This window comes from Gemmatimonadaceae bacterium (assembly GCA_035633115.1).
Taxonomy (GTDB): Bacteria; Gemmatimonadota; Gemmatimonadetes; order Gemmatimonadales; family Gemmatimonadaceae; genus UBA4720.
Genome location: DASQFN010000045.1, coordinates 108,210 through 129,857, shown reverse-complemented (window position 1 = coordinate 129,857; position 21,648 = coordinate 108,210). Strand labels below are relative to the sequence as shown.

The 21,648-nt window shown below is 62.8% G+C and carries 17 protein-coding genes; 7 read left to right on the top strand and 10 right to left on the bottom strand.

All coding sequences use genetic code 11. The features are described 5' to 3' along the window. Nucleotides 1-39 precede the first annotated feature (39 nt). Together VES88_04210 and VES88_04205 are read right to left on the bottom strand one after the other, a co-directional pair. Nucleotides 40-450 (bottom strand): type II toxin-antitoxin system VapC family toxin, encoded by a 411-nt coding sequence (locus tag VES88_04210; protein HYN80682.1) that lies wholly within the window; start codon nt 448-450, stop codon nt 40-42. Beyond that, the gene (locus VES88_04205) at nt 447-734 is read right to left on the bottom strand and encodes a ribbon-helix-helix protein, CopG family (GenBank protein ID HYN80681.1); all 288 of its coding nucleotides are present in this window, start codon (nt 732-734) and stop codon (nt 447-449) included. The genes VES88_04210 and VES88_04205 overlap by 4 nt, the downstream gene beginning before the upstream one ends. 150 nt (nt 735-884) lie before the next feature. Here VES88_04205 and VES88_04200 point away from each other — a divergent pair, with 150 nt between their 5' ends. Beyond that, nucleotides 885-3,044, top strand: coding sequence for a protein kinase (locus VES88_04200; GenBank protein ID HYN80680.1), 2,160 nt, complete (start codon nt 885-887; stop codon nt 3,042-3,044). Nucleotides 3,045-3,065: 21 nt separating this feature from the next. Here the strand turns inward: VES88_04200 and VES88_04195 are convergent, their stop codons facing one another. From VES88_04195 to VES88_04165, 7 genes are all read right to left on the bottom strand, one after another. Continuing rightward, nucleotides 3,066-4,832: a GAF domain-containing sensor histidine kinase gene (locus VES88_04195; GenBank protein HYN80679.1), complete on the bottom strand. Its 1,767-nt coding sequence runs from the start codon at nt 4,830-4,832 to the stop codon at nt 3,066-3,068. A gap of 5 nt (nt 4,833-4,837) precedes the next feature. Beyond that, nucleotides 4,838-6,331: an ATPase domain-containing protein gene (locus VES88_04190; protein HYN80678.1), complete on the bottom strand. Its 1,494-nt coding sequence runs from the start codon at nt 6,329-6,331 to the stop codon at nt 4,838-4,840. Next, nucleotides 6,328-6,774 (bottom strand): hypothetical protein, encoded by a 447-nt coding sequence (locus tag VES88_04185; GenBank protein ID HYN80677.1) that lies wholly within the window; start codon nt 6,772-6,774, stop codon nt 6,328-6,330. Before VES88_04185 ends, VES88_04190 begins: the two co-directional genes overlap by 4 nt. A gap of 179 nt (nt 6,775-6,953) precedes the next feature. Next, nucleotides 6,954-7,601: a flavin prenyltransferase UbiX gene (locus VES88_04180; protein ID HYN80676.1), complete on the bottom strand. Its 648-nt coding sequence runs from the start codon at nt 7,599-7,601 to the stop codon at nt 6,954-6,956. Next, on the bottom strand, nt 7,598-8,503 hold the full coding sequence (locus tag VES88_04175) for a UbiA-like polyprenyltransferase (GenBank protein HYN80675.1): 906 nt from the start codon (nt 8,501-8,503) through the stop codon (nt 7,598-7,600). The genes VES88_04180 and VES88_04175 overlap by 4 nt, the downstream gene beginning before the upstream one ends. After that, the gene (locus VES88_04170; GenBank protein HYN80674.1) at nt 8,500-9,978 is read right to left on the bottom strand and encodes a menaquinone biosynthesis decarboxylase; all 1,479 of its coding nucleotides are present in this window, start codon (nt 9,976-9,978) and stop codon (nt 8,500-8,502) included. Before VES88_04170 ends, VES88_04175 begins: the two co-directional genes overlap by 4 nt. Beyond that, a complete protein-coding gene (locus VES88_04165; protein ID HYN80673.1) occupies nt 9,975-10,739 on the bottom strand; it encodes a ubiquinone/menaquinone biosynthesis methyltransferase in 765 nt (254 codons plus the stop codon). The genes VES88_04170 and VES88_04165 overlap by 4 nt, the downstream gene beginning before the upstream one ends. Before the next feature lie 54 nt (nt 10,740-10,793). On the opposite strand from VES88_04165, the gene VES88_04160 reads away from it, so the two are divergent. From VES88_04160 to VES88_04150, 3 genes are all read left to right on the top strand, one after another. Next, nucleotides 10,794-11,408, top strand: a complete 615-nt coding sequence (locus VES88_04160; protein ID HYN80672.1) for a sigma-70 family RNA polymerase sigma factor — start codon at nt 10,794-10,796, stop codon at nt 11,406-11,408. A 73-nt stretch (nt 11,409-11,481) separates the two neighbouring features. Then, nucleotides 11,482-12,018, top strand: a complete 537-nt coding sequence (locus VES88_04155; protein ID HYN80671.1) for a hypothetical protein — start codon at nt 11,482-11,484, stop codon at nt 12,016-12,018. Then, nucleotides 12,018-12,914, top strand: a complete 897-nt coding sequence (locus VES88_04150; GenBank protein ID HYN80670.1) for a hypothetical protein — start codon at nt 12,018-12,020, stop codon at nt 12,912-12,914. The genes VES88_04155 and VES88_04150 overlap by 1 nt, the downstream gene beginning before the upstream one ends. 72 nt (nt 12,915-12,986) lie before the next feature. Here VES88_04150 and VES88_04145 read toward each other — a convergent pair whose 3' ends face one another. Further along, on the bottom strand, nt 12,987-13,151 hold the full coding sequence (locus VES88_04145) for a hypothetical protein (GenBank protein HYN80669.1): 165 nt from the start codon (nt 13,149-13,151) through the stop codon (nt 12,987-12,989). Nucleotides 13,152-13,334: 183 nt separating this feature from the next. Here VES88_04145 and VES88_04140 point away from each other — a divergent pair, with 183 nt between their 5' ends. The 3 genes from VES88_04140 (at nt 13,335) to VES88_04130 (ending at nt 21,643) form a co-directional block, all read left to right on the top strand. After that, nucleotides 13,335-16,625, top strand: a complete 3,291-nt coding sequence (locus VES88_04140; GenBank protein ID HYN80668.1) for a hypothetical protein — start codon at nt 13,335-13,337, stop codon at nt 16,623-16,625. Between the two features lie 58 nt (nt 16,626-16,683). Then, nucleotides 16,684-19,284: a TonB-dependent receptor gene (locus VES88_04135; GenBank protein ID HYN80667.1), complete on the top strand. Its 2,601-nt coding sequence runs from the start codon at nt 16,684-16,686 to the stop codon at nt 19,282-19,284. A 64-nt stretch (nt 19,285-19,348) separates the two neighbouring features. After that, nucleotides 19,349-21,643 (top strand): protein kinase, encoded by a 2,295-nt coding sequence (locus tag VES88_04130; protein ID HYN80666.1) that lies wholly within the window; start codon nt 19,349-19,351, stop codon nt 21,641-21,643. Nucleotides 21,644-21,648: the final 5 nt, after the last annotated feature.

Below are 21,648 nucleotides of genomic sequence, written 5' to 3'. Positions count from 1 at the left end.
GGGCGAGCGTGAACCTCACACCATTCCCTGCGCATGGCGCTAGCTCGCCAAGTCTCCGAGCTTCATCAGGCGCAGCCCCGGAACGTGCCTGAATTCCTGCTGATTCAGCGTGGCGAGTGCATCGCCGCGCGCAAGAGCGGTGGCCGCAATCAGGAGGTCGTGCGGACCGATCGTTCGACCCCGACGGATTAGCTCCGCCCACAACTCGGCGTGGCGGCGAGCCTCCTGAAGCCGGAACGGCGCAACAGGAATCGCTTCGAGCAGAGCCTCCACGAACGCGAACCGTCGTGAGCGCACTCCAGCGTTGGTGGCGCGGTGGCATCCGTGGAGCAGCTCGGACGCGGTGATAGAGGCTATCGCTGCCGGCTCCTCTCCCAGCGATCTCAGCCACTCGGGGAGGCGCACGGCTCCGCGCTCGGCCGCGATCAGCAGGGAAGTATCGATGATCACGTCCAGGCACCGACGAGAGGCGGGACGGCGGCGCGTGCATCTGCGATGTCGCTGGCCAGTTCGCTGGCCTCGGCCGGATCGAGTCGCGGAATCGACGCCCACCGCTTCGCGAGCTCTGCGCCAGTGACCACTGCGGGACTCGCCCCTTCGCCGGTCGGAACCAGATAACTAGCGACCGCCTCCCGTACAACCTGAGACTTGGGCACGCCCCGGATGTGGGCGAGGCGATCGAGCGTGCGAGCCAGAGCGGCAGGAATCCGGAGCGTCAGGTGTGAATTCTTCATGTATTACAATGTAGTCGTTTTGCAGTACATTTCCAGGCTTCGTCTGGAATGGCAACGCAAGGGGCCGCTTCGCATCGTCCGACACTTACCTTTTCGGGCGTCCGGGCGACATTTTGAGCCACGATGCATCGCTTGATGATTTTCTGCTGAATGGCCGCGACCACCAGCTCGAGTCCAAACATAGGAACTGCCTACGACGTCGAAGGCGAGGTCGGCCGCGGCGGAATGGCGACTGTGTATCGTGCCTACGACCGCCGACACAACCGCCGCGTTGCCGTCAAAGTGCTCGACCGGGAAGTCGCTGCGTCGCTTGGCACCGCGCGATTCCTGCACGAGATCGCGACAGCCGCCGGCTTGAGCCATCCTAACATCGTTCCCGTTCACGATTCGGGCGAGCACAATGGAGTCGTCTACTACGTCATGCCGCTCATCGAGGGCGAGACTCTGCGCGATCGATTGAATCGAGAGAAGAAGGTCCCCATTGCGGAAACGGTGAGAATCGCCAGCCGTATTGCGGCAGCTCTCGATTTCGCCCATCGCCACGGCGTTGTGCATCGCGACATCAAGCCCGAGAACATCATCCTTTGCGACGGTGAGCCGCTCATCCTCGACTTCGGCATCGCCAAGGCGATTACCGTTGCGGGGGGAGAATCGCTGACCAGAACCGGAATCGCAGTCGGAACGCCGGCGTATCTGAGCCCGGAGCAGGCGAGCGGTGAGACTCAGCTCGACGGCAACAGCGATCAATACAGCCTGGCGTGCACCGTCTACGAGATGCTGGCCGGCACTCCTCCCTTCACGGGTACCTCTTCGCAGGGTGTGATCGCGAAGCGGTTCACGGAGAAACCGCCTGATCTTTCATCGCGCGCACCCGAAGTTCCTGCCGGTATTTCCGCCGCCCTGATGAAGGCGTTGTCGCTCGAAACGATGGGACGATTCAACTCAGCCGGTGATTTCGCGCGAGCATTGACGGAAGCGGCCGGAGCGGCCGAAGTCAATTCAGCCAGCGAAGGCGGCCGGCCGTCCATAGCCGTTCTGCCGTTCGCGAACATGAGCGCCGACCCGGAGAATGAATTCTTCGCGGACGGAATCGCCGAGGAGATTATCAATGCTCTCACCAAGGTCAGGGCGCTCGATGTCGTTTCGCGCAGCTCCGCGTTCGCGTTCAAGAAGCGCACTGAGGACGCCGCTGAGATCGGCCGAAAGTTGAATGTGCGCACCGTCCTCGAAGGGAGCGTCCGCAAGGCCGGGAACAGGCTCCGAATTACCGCGCAGCTGATCGACGTTGCGACGCGCTACCACCTGTGGGCGGAGAGGTACGACCGCGAGCTCGCGGATGTATTTGCGATTCAGGATGAGATCGCCACCAACATCGTGAATGCACTCAAGCTGGTGCTGACCGAGAAGGAAGAAGCGGCGATCCGGAAGATTCCGACGCAGAGCGTTCGGGCGTACGAATACTATTTGAGAGGCAGGCAGCTGTTTCACCAGCGGAGGCCCGAAACTCTGGATGCGGCGGAGGACATGTACCGTCGCGCAATCGCTCTGGATCCGAGCTATGCCCTGGCATATGCCGGACTTGCCGACTGCTCGGCCTTCCGCGCTGGATATCACGGCGGGGGCGACGAAGCGCTTGCACAGGCTGACGCGGCAAGCAGGCGTGCCCTGGAGCTTGATCCGCATTCCGCGGAAGCGCATGCATCACGGGGGCTGACGCTCTCACACCAGCGGCGCTTCGAGGACGCGAAAGTGGAATTCGAGGAAGCAATCCGGCTGGATCCGACGCTCTACGAGGCGCCGTACTATTATGGCCGAAGTCTTCAGACAGAGGGCAAGCCGGAGCTGGCGGTCGAAATGTATGAGCGGGCCGTCGTCCTCAGACCTGATGACTACCAGGCCCTGGGCTTTGCGTCAACGGCTTATCTCGCCGTCGGTCAGCGCGAAAACTCGGAAGGCGCGGCTCGGCGGATGATCGAGGCGGCGGAGTACGCTCTGTCGCTGAATCCAGGCGATTCGCGGGCGCTATACCTAGGCGCAGTCAACCTGGAGCATTTGGGAGAGACTCAAAAGGCGCAGGAATGGGCGGAGCGCGCGTTACAGCTGGACCCGAGCCACCCCGTGATGCTGTACAACCTTGGCTGTTTCCACGCCGTCGGCGGGCGGGTCGATCTCGCGATCGATCATCTCGAGCGCGCCGTGGAGCTCGGATTTCATCATCGTGACTGGTTCCTGAGTGATGCCGACCTCGCGAACGTGCGCGATCATCCGCGATTTCAGGCGCTCATCGAGCAGACGACCCCGCCGGCGTGACACTTTCACGGGTTAGTCGCCTCACCCGTTGTTCGGTTCGCTCGCGCGCGGAAGGGTGAGCGTGAACCTCGCACCACTCCCTTCGCTGCTCTCGGCGGACAGATCACCGTTCATCGCGCGTGCAAGATCGCGGCTTATTGCCAATCCAAGTCCGACGCCGGTCCCACGGTCGGCGAGTCCTTCCTTCAACTGGACGAATGGCTCGAAGATGGCATCGAGTTTATCCGCCGGAATGCCGCCGCCTGTGTCGCTGATGCACAGGAGCACCGTGTCACCTTTGACGTCACAGTCGGCGGCAATGCGCCCGCCTGCCGGCGTGAACTTGATCGCGTTGGAGAAGAGGTTCACCAGAATCTGAGTCACCTTCTCCGGATCGGCACGGGTGACAATGCTCGCGTCGCCTGTGATCCCCTCCCAGCTGATCCCTCTCTGCGCGATGAGTGGCTCGATCAGGTCGACGGCTCGCGCCAGGGCGTCGTGCGCGTTGACGTCGCTGACAGCATAAGACATGCGGCCGCTGCTGACTTGCACAAAGTTGAGGATCTCGGTAATGAGGACGAGAAGGTATTGCTGGTTTGTTTTCATGCGCGCGAGATCGGCGTGCTGTTCTTCGGTCACCGGCCCGCGCAAGCCCATGTCGAGGAGCTCGAGGTACCCACCTATTGCATTCAGGGGCGTGCGTAACTCGTGGCTCATTGCGCCCAGAAACGCTGTCTTCGCGCTGTTCGCGGTCTCGGCGCTCAGCTTGAGCATCAACGCCTGGTCATGCACCTGGGCGTTGTCGAGTGCCAATGCGCCCCGGACCGCGAGGTCTTCCGCCAGCTGCACGTCCGCCGGACTGTGCGCGCGACCGCGTTCAGCGCCGACAAAAGTGACCGCACCCAGCAATCGTCCCCGGGCTACGAGTGGTAGAGTGAGTAATGATTCGACCCCCAGCTGACGCAGAACGCGCAGGTTCGCTTCCCCGTGGGCCGCGGCGACCAGCGCCGCATCAATATCCCCGGTGATGACGAGCGTCCGTCTGTCCCGAAGCATGGCAGGTACACCGAAGGGATCGTCCGGCTCGGGTGTCCAGCGGGCTGAAAGCTGGTCTGCGAGCTTCTGTTTTTGCGGGTCAGGGTGGACGATGAGCAGGCGTTGGGCCGCCTCACCGCCAGCTACAATGTCCACGATGCACCAGGCACCGAGAGTCGGAAGCGCCAGCTTCGTGAGGGCGGCGAGGGTGCTGGCCTGGTCCATCGACTGGACGAGCAGGCGGCCGGCCTCTGCGAGAAAGGCGGCCCGGCGGCGCGCCCCCTCCGCATCCTCCGCGAGGCCGTGCTCGCGCAATGCGCCAAGGAGCATCTGCTCGGCAACCTGTCGCTGAAGGTCGAGAGCGGCGTCCAGCTGATCTGCCTCGCGCAGCTCGATGCCAAGCGCTTCGGGCCGGCCCTGGTCATCGATCACGGGCCAGACAGTGCATCTCCAGCCTGGCCCACCCGTGCGGGACATGTCGACACGCTCATCCCGTAGCGCGACCCTATCGCGAAATGCATGATCGAGCAACGCGCTCAGGGCGCCTGTTTCCCTTCCTGTGAATGCGTTGGCGATGTTATCTCCGAACGCATCGCCGTCGGCGATACCCGCCAGGCGGCAAAACGAGGCATTCGCGTAGACGAGTTTGTGCGCAGCACCGCGGGTAATAGCAAACGGCATCGGGGCTTCATGCATGTACCCGCGCAACGCTTCCTGGACGGAAAGCGCCCCATCGCGCCCGTCCCCGACAACCGGCCGCGTTCCGGAATCCATTCGACTTATCGAGATCGTCGCGCCACGGCTGGCTTCGCTCGCAGCGTCGGTACACCGGTGATGATTCCGTCATACTCCGTAAGCGCGCCACCAACGACCACTCCGTTGGCGGTGACGTCGTAGGTACGGATTTCGTGGCTATGATCGCTTCCACGCATCTTGATCACCGCCATCACCCGGCGCAGCTCGCCCTCGATCTCGACGTAGCGCTGGATGATGATCTCGTCGGTGATGAAGGAAACTCTCTCCGTCGTGAATCGAACGTCGGAAAATCCTTCCACGACCTCAGCAGTCATAAATACGGTGACACCCGTTGCGGTCAGCGTCCCGACCAAGCGGTAGAGTGACTCACGGAAATCTTCTCGGAAGGTCGGCGCGAGAGCAACTTCGAACCCTGACAGCGAGTCGATGACGACCCGCGTCGCCTTGAGTCGCTGCGCGGCTTCAAGGATCGCCGCCAGGGCCTCGTCGACGGAGAGGTCCAGCGGGCGGAGATAGATCAACTCCAGCTTCCCGGCTCGGATCATCTTCCCGAATTCGGGGCTCCGGACGTCGGCCCGCGCCAGGTAATTTTCCGGGTACTCCTCGAACACGGCGATGACCCCGGTCTCACCGCCTTTTAAGCCTTCCGCGATGAACTGCGTCACGATTGTGGACTTGCCGCTGCCGGCGGGGCCGGTCAGCATCACCGCATCGCCGGCAATGACACCGCCGCCAATCATCTCGTCCAGGCCCGGCACTCCCGTGGAAAGACGCTTCTTCTTCTGCGTCTGCCGCGCCCGTGTCTGCTCCGGGATGCGCGGAAATATCTGGAGGCCGGCATCCGTAATGCGGAAAGTGTGGAGCCCGGGCATCGGCGCGCGGCCGCGCGTCTTAATGACTTGAAGTTTTCGCACGACCGAATTTCGGTCCGTCGCCTGCGAGAGCCACAGTATACCGTCGGCCACAGTGAAGACGGGGTTCCGCTGCTCCTTCTCAGTGTACTCGCCGAGGAGGAAGGAAGTCACTTCCCAGCTGGTGAGGTGAAGTGCCAGACGTTGAACGAATTGGTCGAGAGCCGACGTCGGCTCCCGATCGGAGCCACTACCCGGCCCGCCGATAGAGCGGAACGAATCAACAGCAACCAATCCCGGCTTCGCCCGCTCCACCTCGCCGACGATGCGCTTCAGGACTTCGTCCAGGTCCCGCTCCAGCACCTCTGCAGTGAGATTGATGAACTGAATCGCGGATCCCGCCAGATCGGGATCGAAGAAGTTGAACTGCCGCTGGTATCGCAGCATCTTGAGCGTCGGCTCGCCAAGCACGGTGAAGTACAGTGCGGGTCGCTCGACTGTCGCATTGGCGAACATGATCTGGTGCGCCAGCGTTGTCTTACCTGCGCCCGGCCCGCCCACCAGGAGATTGAAGGAGTATTCCGGCAACCCTCCGCCAAGCACCTTGTCGAGCCCCGGCACGCCGGTGGCAAGGCTCCGAATCACTGCTCTCTCGTTTGTGCTCACGCTTCCCCTCTCCTGGTTGCGGCCTTTTCGCCGTCGCCCGCAGACACTTCAAAGCCGCGCTCGATGAGATTCCTTGCCATTTCGTCTCCGATCAGCCGGCCCATCAGGTCGATCAGGATCACGAGCATCGACTCGAGCGCTTCGGCGGTCTCCCGGTCGCCGTGTTGCTCGATGGTCTCCGCCACTCCGCCGAGGTATGGAGATGAACGGGCGCGGACCGCGATGGTTTGCAGGAGCGGGTCCTCGCCCCGCGCCTCGGCGAGTGCGCGCACGAAAAGCGCGTGACACCCGTCAAAGCCGACCCAGATGGCAAGGTCCAGATACAGACGGTCGAATGCAGCGGCAGCGAGCTGCGCCGAGCCCGGGCTCGCCGCTCCTTCCGCGCTGTCACGGTCGATCAGACGTCGAGCGAGTTGCAGCGCCGCCGGAAAATCGGGTGACATCGCTTACCCAGTCAGGGGCGCAGAATCCATACGACCCCCGAACGACATGGCGCTCATGCCAGTCGCGTGGAAAAAAGTGAGCGGATAAGTGCCCCGCGGGGTCTGAGTTGAAGGAATCTATTCGGCGGGCGCGCGCTTATCAACGATGCGTCGCCGACCCAATCGCAATTTGCGTTTCTCTACTTCGCCTTCGTTCCATCCCAGCGTTTCCCCAGAGTGTGGGCGACGCCCAGCTGATCCATCACTCGGGCGACTACGAAATCCACCAGATCGCTGATCTGTTCCGGTCGATGATAAAAGCCGGGCGCAGCGGGCAGCACCACCGCGCCCGCGCGCGCAAGCCGGAGCATGTTCTGAAGATGAATCGCACTCAGCGGCGTTTCCCTCGGAACCAGGATCAGCTTTCTGCGCTCCTTCAGCGCGACATCGGCTGCTCGCTCGATCAGCGACCGTGAAGCACCGGTACTTATGGCCGATAGCGTTCCCATCGAGCAGGGACAGACCACCATCCCGGCGCTGACAGCTGAGCCTGACGCCGGAGGCGCCCCGCGATCTGCGTTTGTATAAGGCGTGACAAAGTCGTCCCATGCGTCGGGGCCGACAGCACTTCGGAGATCTTCCATCGACTTGATGTCGGTCTCCGTCTCCATCAGGCGGAACCCGTGCGACGATACGATGAGGGACACGGGACGCGATGCGGCGACGATCTGCTGCAGAAGGCGTATGGCATACGGAGCGCCCGACGCGCCTGTAATGCCGAAGACGATCGGCGGCACACTCTCGGCAGCCGCACGCTTCGTGTCCCGACCCTTCGCCCGTGGGCTCACGCCCGCAGTCGCTCCGTAAGCACAAACGCAAAGAACACGATGCTTATTACCCCATTCATCGTGAAGAACGCGGCGTCGAGCCGCCGAAGATCACCTGGTTTCACGAGCGAGTGTTCATATAGAAGGAGAGTCGTCGCGACGATCACACCCGCGGCATATATCCAGTGCGCGCCAACAGCGATGCCAACTCCCGCCAGCGCGAGCACTGTGCAGACGTGCAGGAATCGCGCGACGTTCAGCGCGTTGCGCTCGCCGAGCGAGGCCGGCAACGAGTGAAGTCCCTGCGCGCAATCGAAGGCGATGTCCTGAAGCGCGTAGAGAATGTCGAACCCGCCCACCCACGTCGCGACCGCAGCCGCGAGCAGCACCAGCATCCACCAGGGATCGCTCCACTGCCCGGTCACCGCGAGATATCCGCCGACCGGCGCGATCGAGAGACCGACGCCGAGGACGATATGACAGAGGCGGGTGAATCGCTTGGTGAAGCTGTAGAACAGCACCCACCCCAGCGCCAGCGGAGACAGCGCGAGACACAAGGGGTTCAGCTGCCACGCGGAGATCACAAATATGATGCAGGCAACAGAAACCGCCACCGACGCGGCCAGCACTGACAGCGCGCCCGACGGAATCTCCCTCGACTTCGTTCGCGGATTCAATGCGTCAACGTCGCGATCGACGATCCGATTAAATGCCATCGCCGCAAATCGCGCAGCCGTGAACGCTATCACCACCCAGATCACTTTCGAGACAGTGACCGGCGACACGTAACTGGCCAGCGTCACGCCCACCAGCGCAAATGGCAGCGCAAATACCGTATGAGGGAGCTTCACGAGATTGACGTATCGCACCAGCGACGACGCGCCGCGGAACGTCTGCCCGTCCTTCACCGGTGCGGCAGTCATCGTCCGAGCCCCAGCCTGCCCCAGATGGCGTCGACCCGCTTCCTCGTGACCTCGTCCATCTCGATGAGCTTCGGCCAGTTCCGGGTGAACCCTTCCTCCGGCCACTTCCGCGTCGCGTCGATTCCCATCTTCGAACCGTACGTGAACGCGCGCGCAGAGTGATCGAGCACGTCCATCGGCCCCATCGAGAAGCGAACGTCCCGCTCGGGGTCGATGTTATTGAGCGCAATCCACCACGCCTCCTTTTCGTCCTGCACGTTCACTTCCTTGTCGAGTATCACGAGAACCTTCGCGAGCGACATCAATCCCTGTCCCCACATCGCGTTCATCACCTTGTAGGCCTGACCCGGGAACTGCTTGTCGATCGATATGAAGACGAGATTGTGAAAAATCCCCTCGGCGGGCATGTGATAGTCCACGATCTCGGGGATCGTCAGCTTGAGAAGCGGAAGAAAAATCCGCTCCGTCGCGTGCCCCAGATAGTAATCCTCCATGGGGGGACGCCCGACGATCGTCGTCGCATACACGGGCGACCTTCGCATGGTGATCGCCGTCACGTGAACCAGCGGGTAAAGATCGGCCTCCGAGTAAAATCCCGTGTGATCGCCGAATGGTCCTTCGACGACGAGCTCCTCCGATGGGTCGATGTATCCCTCGATGACGAATTCGGCATCCGCCGGCACCTCCAGATCGCACGTCAGCGCCTTCGCCAGCGTCACGTGATCCTTCCGCAGAAAGCCGGCGAAAATGAACTCGTCGATCGTTGGCGGCAGCGGCGCCGACGCGGAGTAGATCGACGCAGGATCACCTCCGATCGCAATGCAGACGGCCATAGTCTGTCCCGCGGCGGCCATCTCGCGCCAATGTGCGGCGCCCACCTTGTGACGCTGCCAGTGCATCGCCAAGGTATTCGGCCCGAGGACCTGCACGCGATACATCCCGACATTCCGTATTCCGCGCTTTGGATCGCGCGAGATAACCATCGGCAGCGTGATGTACGGACCGCCATCCTCCGGCCAGCAGGTGATGATCGGCAGTTTCCGGAGGTCGATCTGCTCGCCCTCCCAGACGATCTGCTGACAGGCCGGCTTTCCGCCCTTCACGCGCGGAGGGAACTGCGCGATTTCAAGCAGGCGCGGCAGGAGTGACAGCTTTCCCATGAGACCGTCGGGGACTTTGAGCGCCACCAGCTCGGTGATTCGCGCGCCAATGTCGTCCAGATGGTCGACGCCGAGGGCGAGGCACATACGCCGCATCGAGCCGAAGAGGTTGATCGCGACCGGGTAAGGGGATCGCGTTCCGTCATCGAGTGTCACGTTCTCGAACAGAAGCGCACGGCCACCACCGGGCCGCTTCATCATGCGGTCTGCGATCTCGCACAGCTCGAGCTTCGCAGCGACGGGAAAGCTCACGCGCGCGAGCTCGCCGGCGCCTTCGATGCCTTCGATGAACTCGGACAGCGTATCGAAGCTCAAGCAGCCCCCGCCGTTGCTGGTCGTTCGCCAATGTGAATCGCGGCCACGCCGAAGGTCAGTGGCCGCCAGGAAACTTTCGAGAATCCTGCGGATCTCATGCGGCGGGCGAGCTCTTCACGCGTCGGGAAATTTGAAACCGAATCGGGCAGATACCTGTAGGCAGTAGGGTGACCGCTGATCAAGGAGCCGACGGCAGGAAGAACTCGCTTGAAGTACTGCTGGTAGAGCGCGTTGAGAACAGCGGAATCGGGTCGGGAGAATTCCAGGATAACGAAGCGCCCTCCCGGGACAAGCACGCGACGAACTTCGATGAGCGCAGAATCGAGGCCGGCGACATTTCTTATTCCGAACGCGACAATCGCACCAGACATCGACTCAGCGGGGAGTGGCAGGTCCAGCGCGTCCGCGGCGACCGGAGAAATCTTCGATCGTCCAATCTTCGCACGCCCCTCCCTCAGCATCGGCTCGGCGAAGTCCGCGCTCAGCACGCTTCCGCGGAAGTCTTTTGCACGGCCGATCATCACGCTGATGTCCATCGTTCCCGCGCAGAGGTCGAGGTACGTCCCTTCCCGATCGCGCTCGAGAGCGAGCTCGGCAATCGCCTTGCGACGCCAGATGCGATCGATGTTGAGGCTCAGGACGTGATTGAGGAAATCGTACCGGGGCGCGATCTCGGAGAAGATCTGCCTCACGTAGGCACGCTTCTCCGCGCCGCCAGCCGCCGCCCTGATGGCGGTGGCGTCGTCAGTCGCTATAGCCATTCGAGGAAAGTTGACGGGCGCCCGGCACAGGGGCAAGCTAACTTTGAGACCGCAATGCTTCTCCCTTCCGTCTCAGCGCGGGAACAGCTCGCGAAGCTCTCCGACGCCGAAGTCGTCGCGCTCGCCCAGAAAGGAAAGGAGCCGGCCTATCGGGAGCTGCTAGCCCGATACGAGAGGCCGGTTTTTTCGCTGATCTTTCGCATGGTACGCGACCGCGAAACAGCCGAGGACCTCTCGCAGGAGACCTTCATCAAGGTCCTGAACAACATCGACCGCTACAGCCCCGACTTCAAGTTCTCGAGCTGGCTGTTCAAGATCGCGAACAATCTCACGATCGATCACCTGCGCCGGCGGCGCGTTGACACGATCAGCATCGAGGGAGCCCCCGATGCTGTCACGGCAGAGAGCGCAAAAGCGACCTCGATTGCGATCGCTTCCGGCGATGAATCACCGCTCGCGGAGCTGGAATCGCGGGAGCTGGGACAGGCGATAGAGCATGCGATCGGCCGCCTGAGGCCGGAGTATCGGGCGTGCATCATGCTCAGGCATGTCGAGGACAGATCATATGAAGAGATCGCCGAGATCGTGAAGCTCCCGCTGGGGACCGTAAAGACGTACATCCATCGAGCCCGGCACGAGCTCAGGGCAGCGCTCGAGGAGGTGCGATGATCGACCCGAAAATTTCCCATCAAACCCTGAAACCGGGCCCGTACGCAGCCCGTAAGCCTTTCATGAGGTTGCCTTGAGAGAAGATCTGTCACCCGAAGAGTTCGCCCGAGTCGAGCAGGCGCTGAAGCGTCTCCCGTACTTTGACCCCTCCCCCGGCTTTGCCGACAGGGTCATGGCACGGGTGACTCGTTTTGAGCGTGTGGCAGCACCCGGTCAAATAGTGCCGCTGCCGCGAGAGCAGCGGATCCGGATGCCGGAGCTCGTCCCACAGCGTGAAGAAGTTGTCCACTACATGCGCCGGCCTCTTCCCGTTCGCCTCGCCGCAATGGCACTCGTCGGCTCCGCTGCAGTGACAATGTCGCTGATCGTTCTCATCGCTGTGTTCCGCATCGACCTGTTCCTGTTTGTCGCCAGCGTGTTCGGCGATTCGGCACTCGGCTACCTCGCGCTGCTTGGCAACCAGGTCGCCGGATCAGTGCTCGGCGAAACTGCGCTGGGCTACGTCGCCTCGGGCTCCGCTCTCGGCGCCGCCACTATCGGAACGTTCGCCGTCGGCGCACTCGCAGCGACCGCTGTGCTACGCGCCGCCGCAACTCGCAGGGCCGCCTGATGCACTTTCTATTGACGTTGCTGCTTGTCGGCGGCCAGGTGACTGGGCGAGCGGATGTCGGCCACGGCCATCAGGTGGTGCCCGCGAATACGAGCGTGGGATCCATCGTGGCAGTCGGCGGGAATCTCGATGTATATGGTACCGTGAACGGAAATGCCGCCGCGATTCGAGGTGACGTTATCATCCACCGCGGCGGTCGCGTAACGGGCAAGGCAGTCGCCGTGATGGGAAAGGTGCGTAACGCCGGCGGAAGCATCGGCGGACAGGTGAAGCAGTATGCCGTGAGCGACGTGCGAAGCCGCGCTTCCCGGCGCAGCTATTCGGCGCACTACAATCCGCTGCGGTCGCTGTCCCTCACAATCGCCTGGCTCTTCCTCGTGATGATTGTAGGATTTGGCGTGATCAGTCTTGCCGGAGACAAAGTCGAGATCGTCGTCAACACCATACGCGACGGCGTCGGCAAATCCGTCGGGAGTGGACTGCTTGGTTTCCTGGCGATTCTACCCGGGGCGGTCGGCGTTGCGCTGCTGCTCGCGGTCACTCTCATCGGCATACTGCTGATTCCGCTTGGTCTCGCAGTATACATGCTGATGCTGGTCGGCGTCGCGATGTTCGGGTTCATCGCTGTCCTGCTTCTCACGGGAGCAGCCATCACCGGGGGCAAGTCGCGCGACGACACCCCGCGCGGCGCAATGCTGCGCGCATTCGCAACGGGCGCTATTGCCTACCTCGGGCTCTGGATCATCGCCGCGGCTTTCTCGTGGATGCCGCTGGTGGGCGCGCTCATCAGGTCGCTAGCGGCCGGAGCGTCGTTCATCGCCGTGACGGCTGGGTTCGGCGCGGTGCTCCGCTCGTACTGGCGCGGGGATTTCTCGAAGCGGGCCGCGACGGGCTGATCGCCGAGGATCCGACATAAAAGAAGAGCCGGCGGATGATCGCCGGCTTTTTTATTTGATCCTCCTATGACGTTACGAGCCGCGCCTCCCCGATTTCTTGGAAGTAGCGTGCGGCTTCGCGCCCTGCTGCGGCATCGGAGGAGGCGGCTGCACTTTGGGGACTTTCGTATCGGCCGTAAGAGGTACGACACGCTTCGTTGAAAAATCCGGAATGTTGGGGTGTCCCTTTTTCCTCATGCCGCACTCCTTCTCGTTGGTCGTATTCCTCTTCGGTTACACATCAATCTTAGCATTCCAGGCCGTCAAGGGCACTGCGAAATCCGAAGTCGTACGCGAGGGACGCCCTTGCGCACCAACGGCGCTCGCGGGATGATAACGGGCCCTTCATCGCGAAGTGAACCCAAGCTGGAGCTGGTCAATATGATCGCTCGCCTGCGCGCTTTCTCTTTCCTCGCAATCTGTCTGGGCTCGCTCGACGCCGCGCGAGCAACTGCTCAGCCCGCGGCGACAGTCCAGGCGCCCCAGTTCGACCCCACGACTGCAGCACGGCTCAGGTGGCGCTACATCGGCCCGGTTGGCAATCGAACCTCCGCCGCAGCCGGAGTGCCGGGCGATCCGAATGTCTACTACGCCGGCGCGGCGTCCGGGGGAATCTGGAAAACCACGGACGCGGGCCTTCACTGGACGCCGATCTTCGACGACAAGGACGTGTCGTCCATCGGCGCGCTCGCCGTCGCTCCGTCCGACCGGAACATCGTCTGGGCCGGCACGGGCGAGCCCTTCATTCGAAGCCACATATCGCTCGGCAACGGGGTCTACAAGTCCACCGATGCGGGACGCACGTGGACTCGAATGGGCCTCGAGGCTTCGGGGCGCATCGGGCGGTTTGCAATCGACCCGAAGAATCCCGACATCGTCTTCGTCGCTGCGCAGGGCCACAGCTACGGCCCGCAGCAGGAGCGAGGGATCTACCGCACGACCGACGGAGGCCGGACGTGGAATCGGGTTCTATTCGTCGACGAAAACACCGGCGGTATCGACGTCGTCATGCATCCGACGAATTCCCAGACCTTGTTCGCCGCAACGTGGCAGCTCGTGATGCGCACGTGGGGACGCGAGAGCGGCGGGCCCGGCAGCGGGATCTTCGTCTCGAAGGATGGAGGCAGCACCTGGGCGCGATTGAAGGGCAACGGATTGCCGACGCACACGCTGGGAAAGATCGGCCTGGCCTTCGCTCCAACGAAGCCGGACCGCATCTACGCGTTGATCGAGACAGGTGATGGTGTGCCCATTCACGGAAAGCCCACCGACAACGGCGAGCTGTGGCGATCGGACGATGGCGGCGCTACCTGGCGGGTCGTGAGCTACGATCGGAATCTCGCGTGCCGCCAGCCGTACTATACGCGCCTTGCTGTATCGACTGACAATCCGGATGAAGCGTACTTTCTCTGCGCGACTTTCAGCCGCTCCCTTGATGGCGGCGTCACAAACACGGCAGCGAGTTTCGGTGGCGCGACCGCCGCCGTGGCTGCACCCGCCGCGGCCCGCCCGCCGGGCGAGTCAGCCCCTATGCGAGCGCCTCCCCTCAGCACTCCGGGGGGAGACAACCATGACATGTGGATCGATCCCGGCAACGCCAACCGAATGATTGTTGCGAACGACCCCGGCGTCTCGATTTCGACCACGCGAGGGCGGACGTGGCTTCGCGTCCAGCTGCCCATCGCGCAGATGTATCACGTCACCGCCGACAACCGCATCCCCTACTTCGTTTACGGGAACAAGCAGGACGGTCCATCGTATCGCGGGCCGAGCAACAGCCGGTCCGGTAACACGATCGCCCGAAGCGAGTGGCACGGAGTGGGAGGCGGCGAGAGCGGGTGGGCAACGCCCGACCCGGTGGATCCGAACATCATCTGGTCGACGGCTTCCGGATCAGGCAGCCGAGGCGGCATCGTGGTTCGCTTCGACGAACGGACGCGCCAGGGCCAGAACGTCGAGGTGTGGCCGCTGAGCACTGGTGGGCATCCCGCCGCGGGACTCAAGTACCGATTCATCTGGGATGCGCCGTTTCTCATCTCGCCGCACGACCACAACAAGGTTTACATCGCGAGCCAGTTCGTCCACACGACGACGAACGGAGGCCGCAGCTGGCAGGTCATCAGCCCCGATCTCACCCGCAACGACAAATCGAAGCAACAGATATCCGGCGGACTCACGCCCGACAATATCGGCGTGGAGTATGGAGGAACGATCTACGCGCTCGCCGAATCGCGGCTTCAGGCAGGACTCATGTGGGCTGGAAGCAACGACGGGCTCGTTCACGTGACGCGCGATGGCGGCAAGACGTGGACGAACGTCACGGCGAACGTGCCAGGACTGCTCGAGTGGGGCTCGGTGCGCCACATCGAGCCGTCGCGCTACGACGCAGGCTCGGCGTACTTCATCGTCGACGGACACCAGGAGAACAACCGCGATCCGTGGATCTACCGAACAAAAGACTTCGGGAAGACCTGGAAGCTCATCGTTACAGGGATTCCAAAAAGTCCGCTGAGCTACGTGCACATCATTCGCGAGGATCCGGTCCGGCGGGGACTGCTCTACGCCGGAACCGAAAACGCGATGTACGTCTCGTTCGACGATGGCGATCGCTGGCAACCCCTGCAGATGAATCTTCCGCCTGCGCCAGTGTACGGAATGGTTATTCAGGAGCACTTCAACGATCTCGTCATCGGCACGTACGGCCGCGGGTTCTGGATCCTCGACGATCTCAGTCCGCTGCAGAAGCTGACGCCGGCAGTGACTTCGTCGACTGTCCATCTCTTCACGCCACGACCCGCCTATCGATTCACCGAGATCGCAGGGAATTACACGGTGGTCAACGATCCAACGGAGGGGACGAATCCGCCGTACGGTGCCGCGATCAACTACTGGCTGAAGGCACAGCGCTCTGATACCGGCGCCACAGCACCTTCCATTTCGATTCTCGACGCGGCGGGGAAAACGATTCGCACGTTTCGCGGCACGGGAAGCAGGGGGATCAATCGCGTGCACTGGAATCTCCGCAACGATACGACCGTCGCGCCCCGCCTCAGAACCAGGCCTCTCCATAACTCCGAATTCGCGATGGAGCGGGACGGCACGCGCAGCGCGCCCGGCGTCGGCCGACTGACAGTGCTCATGCCTCCTGGCTCATACACTGTGAAGCTCACCGCCGATGGGCAGTCGTACTCGCAGCCCCTCGAGGTGCGAAAGGACCCCAACTCCAATGCGACCGATCAGGACATACGCGCCGCGAACGCACTTCTGCTCGAGCTGCAACGCGATATCGATGCGACCGCGCGGATGCTCATCAGCATCGAGTCCGTGCGACAACAGGTCCAGAATCTCACCGGCTCGGCTGATCTGCGTGCAGCGGCCGATTCGCTGGAGCAGAAGCTCATCGCGGTCGAGCAGAACATCGTCGATCTGCGGCTTTCCGGTCGCGGGCAGGACGAGGTACGCTGGCCGGCGATGCTGGGCGCGAGGCTGAGCCATCTTGCGAATGGCGTCGCGGCATCGGACTTCACCCCCACCGTTCAGCAGCGTGAAGTTCAGCAGCTGCTCGCAAAGGGGGTCGCCGACACGCGTACAGCCCTGGACAGGGTGATGCAGACTGATCTCGTCGCGTTCAACAGGCTGCTCGCCGGCAGAGGGCTCAAGCCGATCGAATAGCGTAGAGCGAGCGCTTCCGGGATTCCGGCTTGCCCGGTTCCACCGTAAATTTGCCGATATGAAACGCCTCTCCGCCGCGATGCTCGCCACAGCAGCGACGCTCTTTGTGGTGCCCTTCACCGCATACGCCCAGGCGACTGGCGTCGTAGGCGGCACGGTCGTTCGCAGCAACACGATTTCCCCGCTCCCGGGCGCACTCGTGGAAGTCGTAGGCACCGGGATGACGACATCCACCGGTCAGGACGGCCGCTACAACCTCGTTCGCGTGCCCGCCGGCGCTCAGACAATCGAATTTCGGTCGATCGGCTTTGCGCCGTACCGTACTTCGGTCGTCGTAGCCGGAGGGCAGACACTCACCGTCAACGCGACGCTCGAAGCAAACGTGATTCGGCTGAGCGACATGATTGTCTCCTCGGCGTCGAGGGCCCCCGAGCGTATAACTGAAGCGCCGGCGGCAATTACCGTCGTGCCGCCCGACCTGATACGAGCAATGGCGCCAACCGGACAAGCGCCTCTCGCACTCGCCACGGTCCCGGGCGTGGACGTCGTGCAGAATGGCATCAACGACTTCAACGTCAACTCGCGGGGATTCAATTCATCGTTGACGCGGCGCGTGCTCGTCCTCGAAGACGGGCGCGACGTAGCGATCGCATTCCTCGGATCACAGGAGTGGAGCGCGATGGGAATGTCGCTCGATGATTACTCGCGGATTGAGATGGTGCGAGGGCCCGGCTCGGCGCTCTACGGTGCGAACGCGTTCTCCGGTGTGCTCGCTCTCACGTCGAAGACAGCGCGCGAAGCCTCGGGCTCGCGCCTTACACTCGCAATGGGTGAGCTGGCTACGAAGCGCATCGATGCTCGCCACGCGGGAGTTTTCGCCGGCGAGCGTTTCGGCTACAAGCTCGGCCTCGGCTACAGCTCGAGCGATACGTGGTCGCGATCGAGGACGGCCATCGACAGCCTCGACATTGTCCGTGAATACGATCCGGTCACTGATTCCGTGGTACGAAAGTCGCGCGAGGCGCGTCCGCTGGTTGGGCAACAGGTTCAGCCGGGCTCGCTCAACGCAATCGGCGACCGGACGCCCGTATCAACCGGGTACGCTTCGGCGCGCTTCGATTACTACGCGCCGAGCGGGGCACTTGGCACCGTCGAGGGCGGGCTTGTGGATTTGCGCAACGAGACTTTCGTGACCGGCCTCGGACGCGTGCAGGTAGCCGGCGTCCAGAGGCCGTGGGGCAGAGCCGCCTGGGCCACAAAGCGACTCAATCTTCTTACGTGGTACACGGGTCGCCAGACACGCGAGCCGCAGTGGTCGCTTCCATCCGGCGTCTTCTTCCTCGAGCACTCGTCCATCGTGCACGGCGAAGCGCAGTACAACAACGTGCTGCCGAATGACCTCGGCACGTGGATTGTCGGGGCGTCCGCGCGCTCGACCCACATGAACACGTCACAGACCCTCATTGCGCCGGCAAACGACAACCGCGACGATGTTCTCTATTCATCGTACGGGCAAGTCGAGTTCCGCCTGTCCCCCAGGCTCAAGCTGGTGGCCGCGACACGCTGGGACGACGGTGACCTGTTCGATCCGCAGTTCTCGCCAAAGGCAGCCGTGGTGTTCTCCCCCAGCCGGAACAGCTCCTTCCGCGCCTCGGTGAACAAAGCCTTCCAGACGCCGAATTACTCCGAGTTCTTCCTTGACGCCGCGGCGGCAGCGCCGACGGCAAGCCCTCGTACGCTCGAGGTTGCGCTTGAGAATTTCCTCGCTACCGGTCGAGCGATCGGCACAGCAGGCCTGCCTCCGACGAACGATCTGCCATGGAATTTCGACGCACAGACCAGAGTTCGCGCCCTGGGTAATCGGGCACTCGACGTCGAGAAGATCATCGGGTACGAGCTCGGCTACAAAGGACCTTTGACCCGTCGCGGTTATGTAACCGTCGACGTGTTCCTCAACGACAAGAAAGACTTCGTCACTGACCTGCTGCCGAACGTCAACCCCGCGTACCCGCAGTACAGCTACACGGATGCAGGTACGAATGTCCCGGCGTACCTCGACGCGATTGCGGCCCGAGCGGCCGCTCTGGCGGGAGCGATTCCCGAGGCGCAGCGACAAGCGATCATCGGCGGTGCCGCGGCCCTGAAGAGCGGCTACAACGCCCTCGTTGCGGGAACGCAGCCGCTTTTGGCAACCGTCGATGGTCACCGCGCGCTTGTCGTGTCATACGCCAACGCCGGCAGGGTGAAAGAGCGCGGCGTGGAGCTCGGGTCGGTAATGCAGTTCTCCGATGTCCTTCGCGGCGAGGCGAGCTACGCCTTCTTCGATTTCAGCGTCGAGGATGCCAGCCTCGGCAACGATGCGTTGCTCCCGAACACACCGGAGCACAAGGGGAGCCTCGCTCTCTTCTATGATTCGCCGCGCCGGATCGAGCTCAACGCCAGCGTGCGCCTGGTAAGCGGGTACCCCTGGGCCGCCGGTGTATTCAGCGGGTACGTACCCGCCTCTCAATTCGTGAATGCAAACGCTGCCTACAGAGCGACAGAGCAGCTCAAGGCGTTCGTCACCGGGACAAATGTGTTCGATCAGCGTCGCTTCCAGCTCTATGGAGGCTCGGTTATCGGACGGCGCCTTATCGGGGGTGTAACCGCGACGTTCTGACGCCCGTATTGGATGCTGCGGACCGCTTCCCTCCCGCTCGGCGGCCGTCCATCTTGCAGGCTCCATGACAGAGGCAACACCGACTTTAGGCGGCGCCCTCGCCGGACGTTACACTATCGAGCGCGAGATCGGACGAGGAGGCACTGCTACCGTCTGGCTCGCCGAGGATATCCGGCACTCGCGACGGGTTGCGATCAAGCTTCTCAAGCCGGAGCTCGCCGCGATGCTCGGCACTGAGCGCTTCCTTCTCGAAATCGAGATCGTCGCCCGCCTGAGCCATCCCCACATTCTCCCGCTCTTCGACTCCGGGGACGCGAATGGCGTTCCGTATTACGTCATGCCCTACGTGGCGGGAGAATCGCTGCGTGGCCGGATGGACCGGCAGCGCCAGCTGCCAATATTGGACGCGATCAGAATCGGGAGAGAGATTGCCGGCGCATTGGAATTCGCGCACGAGCAGGGTGTCATCCATCGCGACGTCAAGCCCGAGAACATTCTCCTCGCCGGCGGACACGCGGTGATCACCGATTTCGGAATAGCGCGCGCAATCGACGTCGCATCGAATGAGCGCCTTACAATGCTGGGTATCGCGGTCGGGACGCCGGCGTACATCAGTCCCGAACAGGCGGCCGGGGACCCGAGTGTGGATGCGCGCTCCGACATCTATTCGCTGGGATGCATGATCTACGAGATGCTCGTTGGCGACCCGCCGTTCACGGGCCGGACAAAGAACGAGATCATCGCCAAGCGATTCGTCGAGCGCCCCGTGCTCGTTTCGTCACTGCGCGAGGGCGTCCCCGCTTCCGTCGCCGCCGCTGTCGAGCGCGCGCTCGAGCGCGACGCGGAGAAGCGCTTCCCCTCGGCGGCTGAGTTCGGGCTCGCCCTTGAGGGCGATGCCGCTACCATCTCCGATGGGCGCCTTTTCGCTTATGGTCGTGATCGAAGCGCGGGCGAATATGCTGTAGCCGTCCTGCCGTTCACCAATATGTCGGGGGATCAGGAAGCCGAATACTTCGCCGACGGGATGACCGAAGAGTTGATCAACGCGCTCTCCCACGTACCGCGCTTGCGGGTTCCGGCTCGCACGTCGTCCTTCGCGTTCAAGCGCTCGACGGAGGACGTCCGCAGCGTCGGCCAGAAGCTCGGCGTCTCGTCGGTGCTCGAGGGAACGATTCGGCGATCCGGCAATCGCCTGCGCGTGACGACACAGCTGATCGACGTGCGGAACGGCTTTCACCTGTGGTCGGAGCGATACGACCGCGACATGAAGGACGTGTTCGAGATCCAGGACGAGATCTCGGCGGCAATTGCAACTACAGTGAAGGGCAAGCTCATGACCGCAGACGAGGCGCCTGCGGCCAAGCCGGGCACGACCAACCTCGATGCATATCACCTCTATCTGCGAGGACGCTTCCACTGGTATCGGCGGGATCTTCAGAACGCGATCACGTGCTTCGAAGAGGCCGTTGCCAGGGACTCGAACTACGCGCTGGCCTATTGCGGGCTGGCAGACACGTATTCCAGTCTCGCCCTGGTGGGCATGATCCCGACAGCGGTGGCGTACGAGAAAGCCAGGGCAATGGTCGAGCGCGCCCTCTCGGGCGACGATACGGCTGCGGAGGTTCACTACTCGCGCGGTCTGGTGAAGTATTTCTTCGAGTATGCGTTCGACGATGCGATTGCGGCCTTTCGGCAGGCGATCGACGTCAACCCGCGGCTCGCTATGGCACACTCTTATCTGTGCGCCCTGTCGGGACTTATCGGCGACGAAGTGACCGCGCTTGCCGCGGGGCCGCGCGCGCAGGAGCTGGAGCCCCTGTCGCCCTTGATCAGCACGACGGCAAGCATGGGCTATTATCTGCTCGGGCGACTCGAGCTGACGGAGGTTGCGTGTCAGCAGGCGGTGGCGATCGATCCCGCGCAGAACACTGCCCAGTATCTTCTGGCGTTCTCGCGCGCGGGGCAGGGTCATTTCGACGATGGTCTCAGAATCCTCGATGAGACTGCGGTGCGCATGCAGCGGATTCCGCACATTCTCATGCTCGTCGGCGAGATGCTGTGGTGGAGCGGGCGCAAGGATGAAGCCCGACAGATTCTTCGTGAGATCTTCGAGAAAGGAGCCAAGGGCGGTGACCGGCCGGCATCAAAAGCGTGGCTGCTCCTGCACATGGGCGACCTCGACCAGGGCTTCAGGCAGCTCGACGTGGCGGTTGAGCAGCACGACCCGGCTGTCGCGTTCCTGATCGGCTGGCCCGGCATCGGGCACGTCCGCGCGGATCCCCGATACGACGCGCTGCTTGAGCAACTTTCGTTGACGAAATTCGCAGCCGTGTGGGAGAAACGCAGCGCGTGGAGATGACGTCC

Coding starts and splice junctions, on each gene's coding strand:
- VES88_04205 (HYN80681.1), bottom strand. CDS start 734: ATGAAGAATTCACACCTGACGCTCCGGATTCCTGCCGCTCTGGCTCGC.
- VES88_04200 (HYN80680.1), top strand. CDS start 885: ATGGCCGCGACCACCAGCTCGAGTCCAAACATAGGAACTGCCTACGAC.
- VES88_04195 (HYN80679.1), bottom strand. CDS start 4,832: ATGGATTCCGGAACGCGGCCGGTTGTCGGGGACGGGCGCGATGGGGCG.
- VES88_04185 (HYN80677.1), bottom strand. CDS start 6,774: ATGTCACCCGATTTTCCGGCGGCGCTGCAACTCGCTCGACGTCTGATC.
- VES88_04175 (HYN80675.1), bottom strand. CDS start 8,503: ATGACTGCCGCACCGGTGAAGGACGGGCAGACGTTCCGCGGCGCGTCG.
- VES88_04165 (HYN80673.1), bottom strand. CDS start 10,739: ATGGCTATAGCGACTGACGACGCCACCGCCATCAGGGCGGCGGCTGGC.
- VES88_04160 (HYN80672.1), top strand. CDS start 10,794: ATGCTTCTCCCTTCCGTCTCAGCGCGGGAACAGCTCGCGAAGCTCTCC.
- VES88_04150 (HYN80670.1), top strand. CDS start 12,018: ATGCACTTTCTATTGACGTTGCTGCTTGTCGGCGGCCAGGTGACTGGG.
- VES88_04145 (HYN80669.1), bottom strand. CDS start 13,151: ATGAGGAAAAAGGGACACCCCAACATTCCGGATTTTTCAACGAAGCGT.
- VES88_04140 (HYN80668.1), top strand. CDS start 13,335: ATGATCGCTCGCCTGCGCGCTTTCTCTTTCCTCGCAATCTGTCTGGGC.
- VES88_04135 (HYN80667.1), top strand. CDS start 16,684: ATGAAACGCCTCTCCGCCGCGATGCTCGCCACAGCAGCGACGCTCTTT.
- VES88_04130 (HYN80666.1), top strand. CDS start 19,349: ATGACAGAGGCAACACCGACTTTAGGCGGCGCCCTCGCCGGACGTTAC.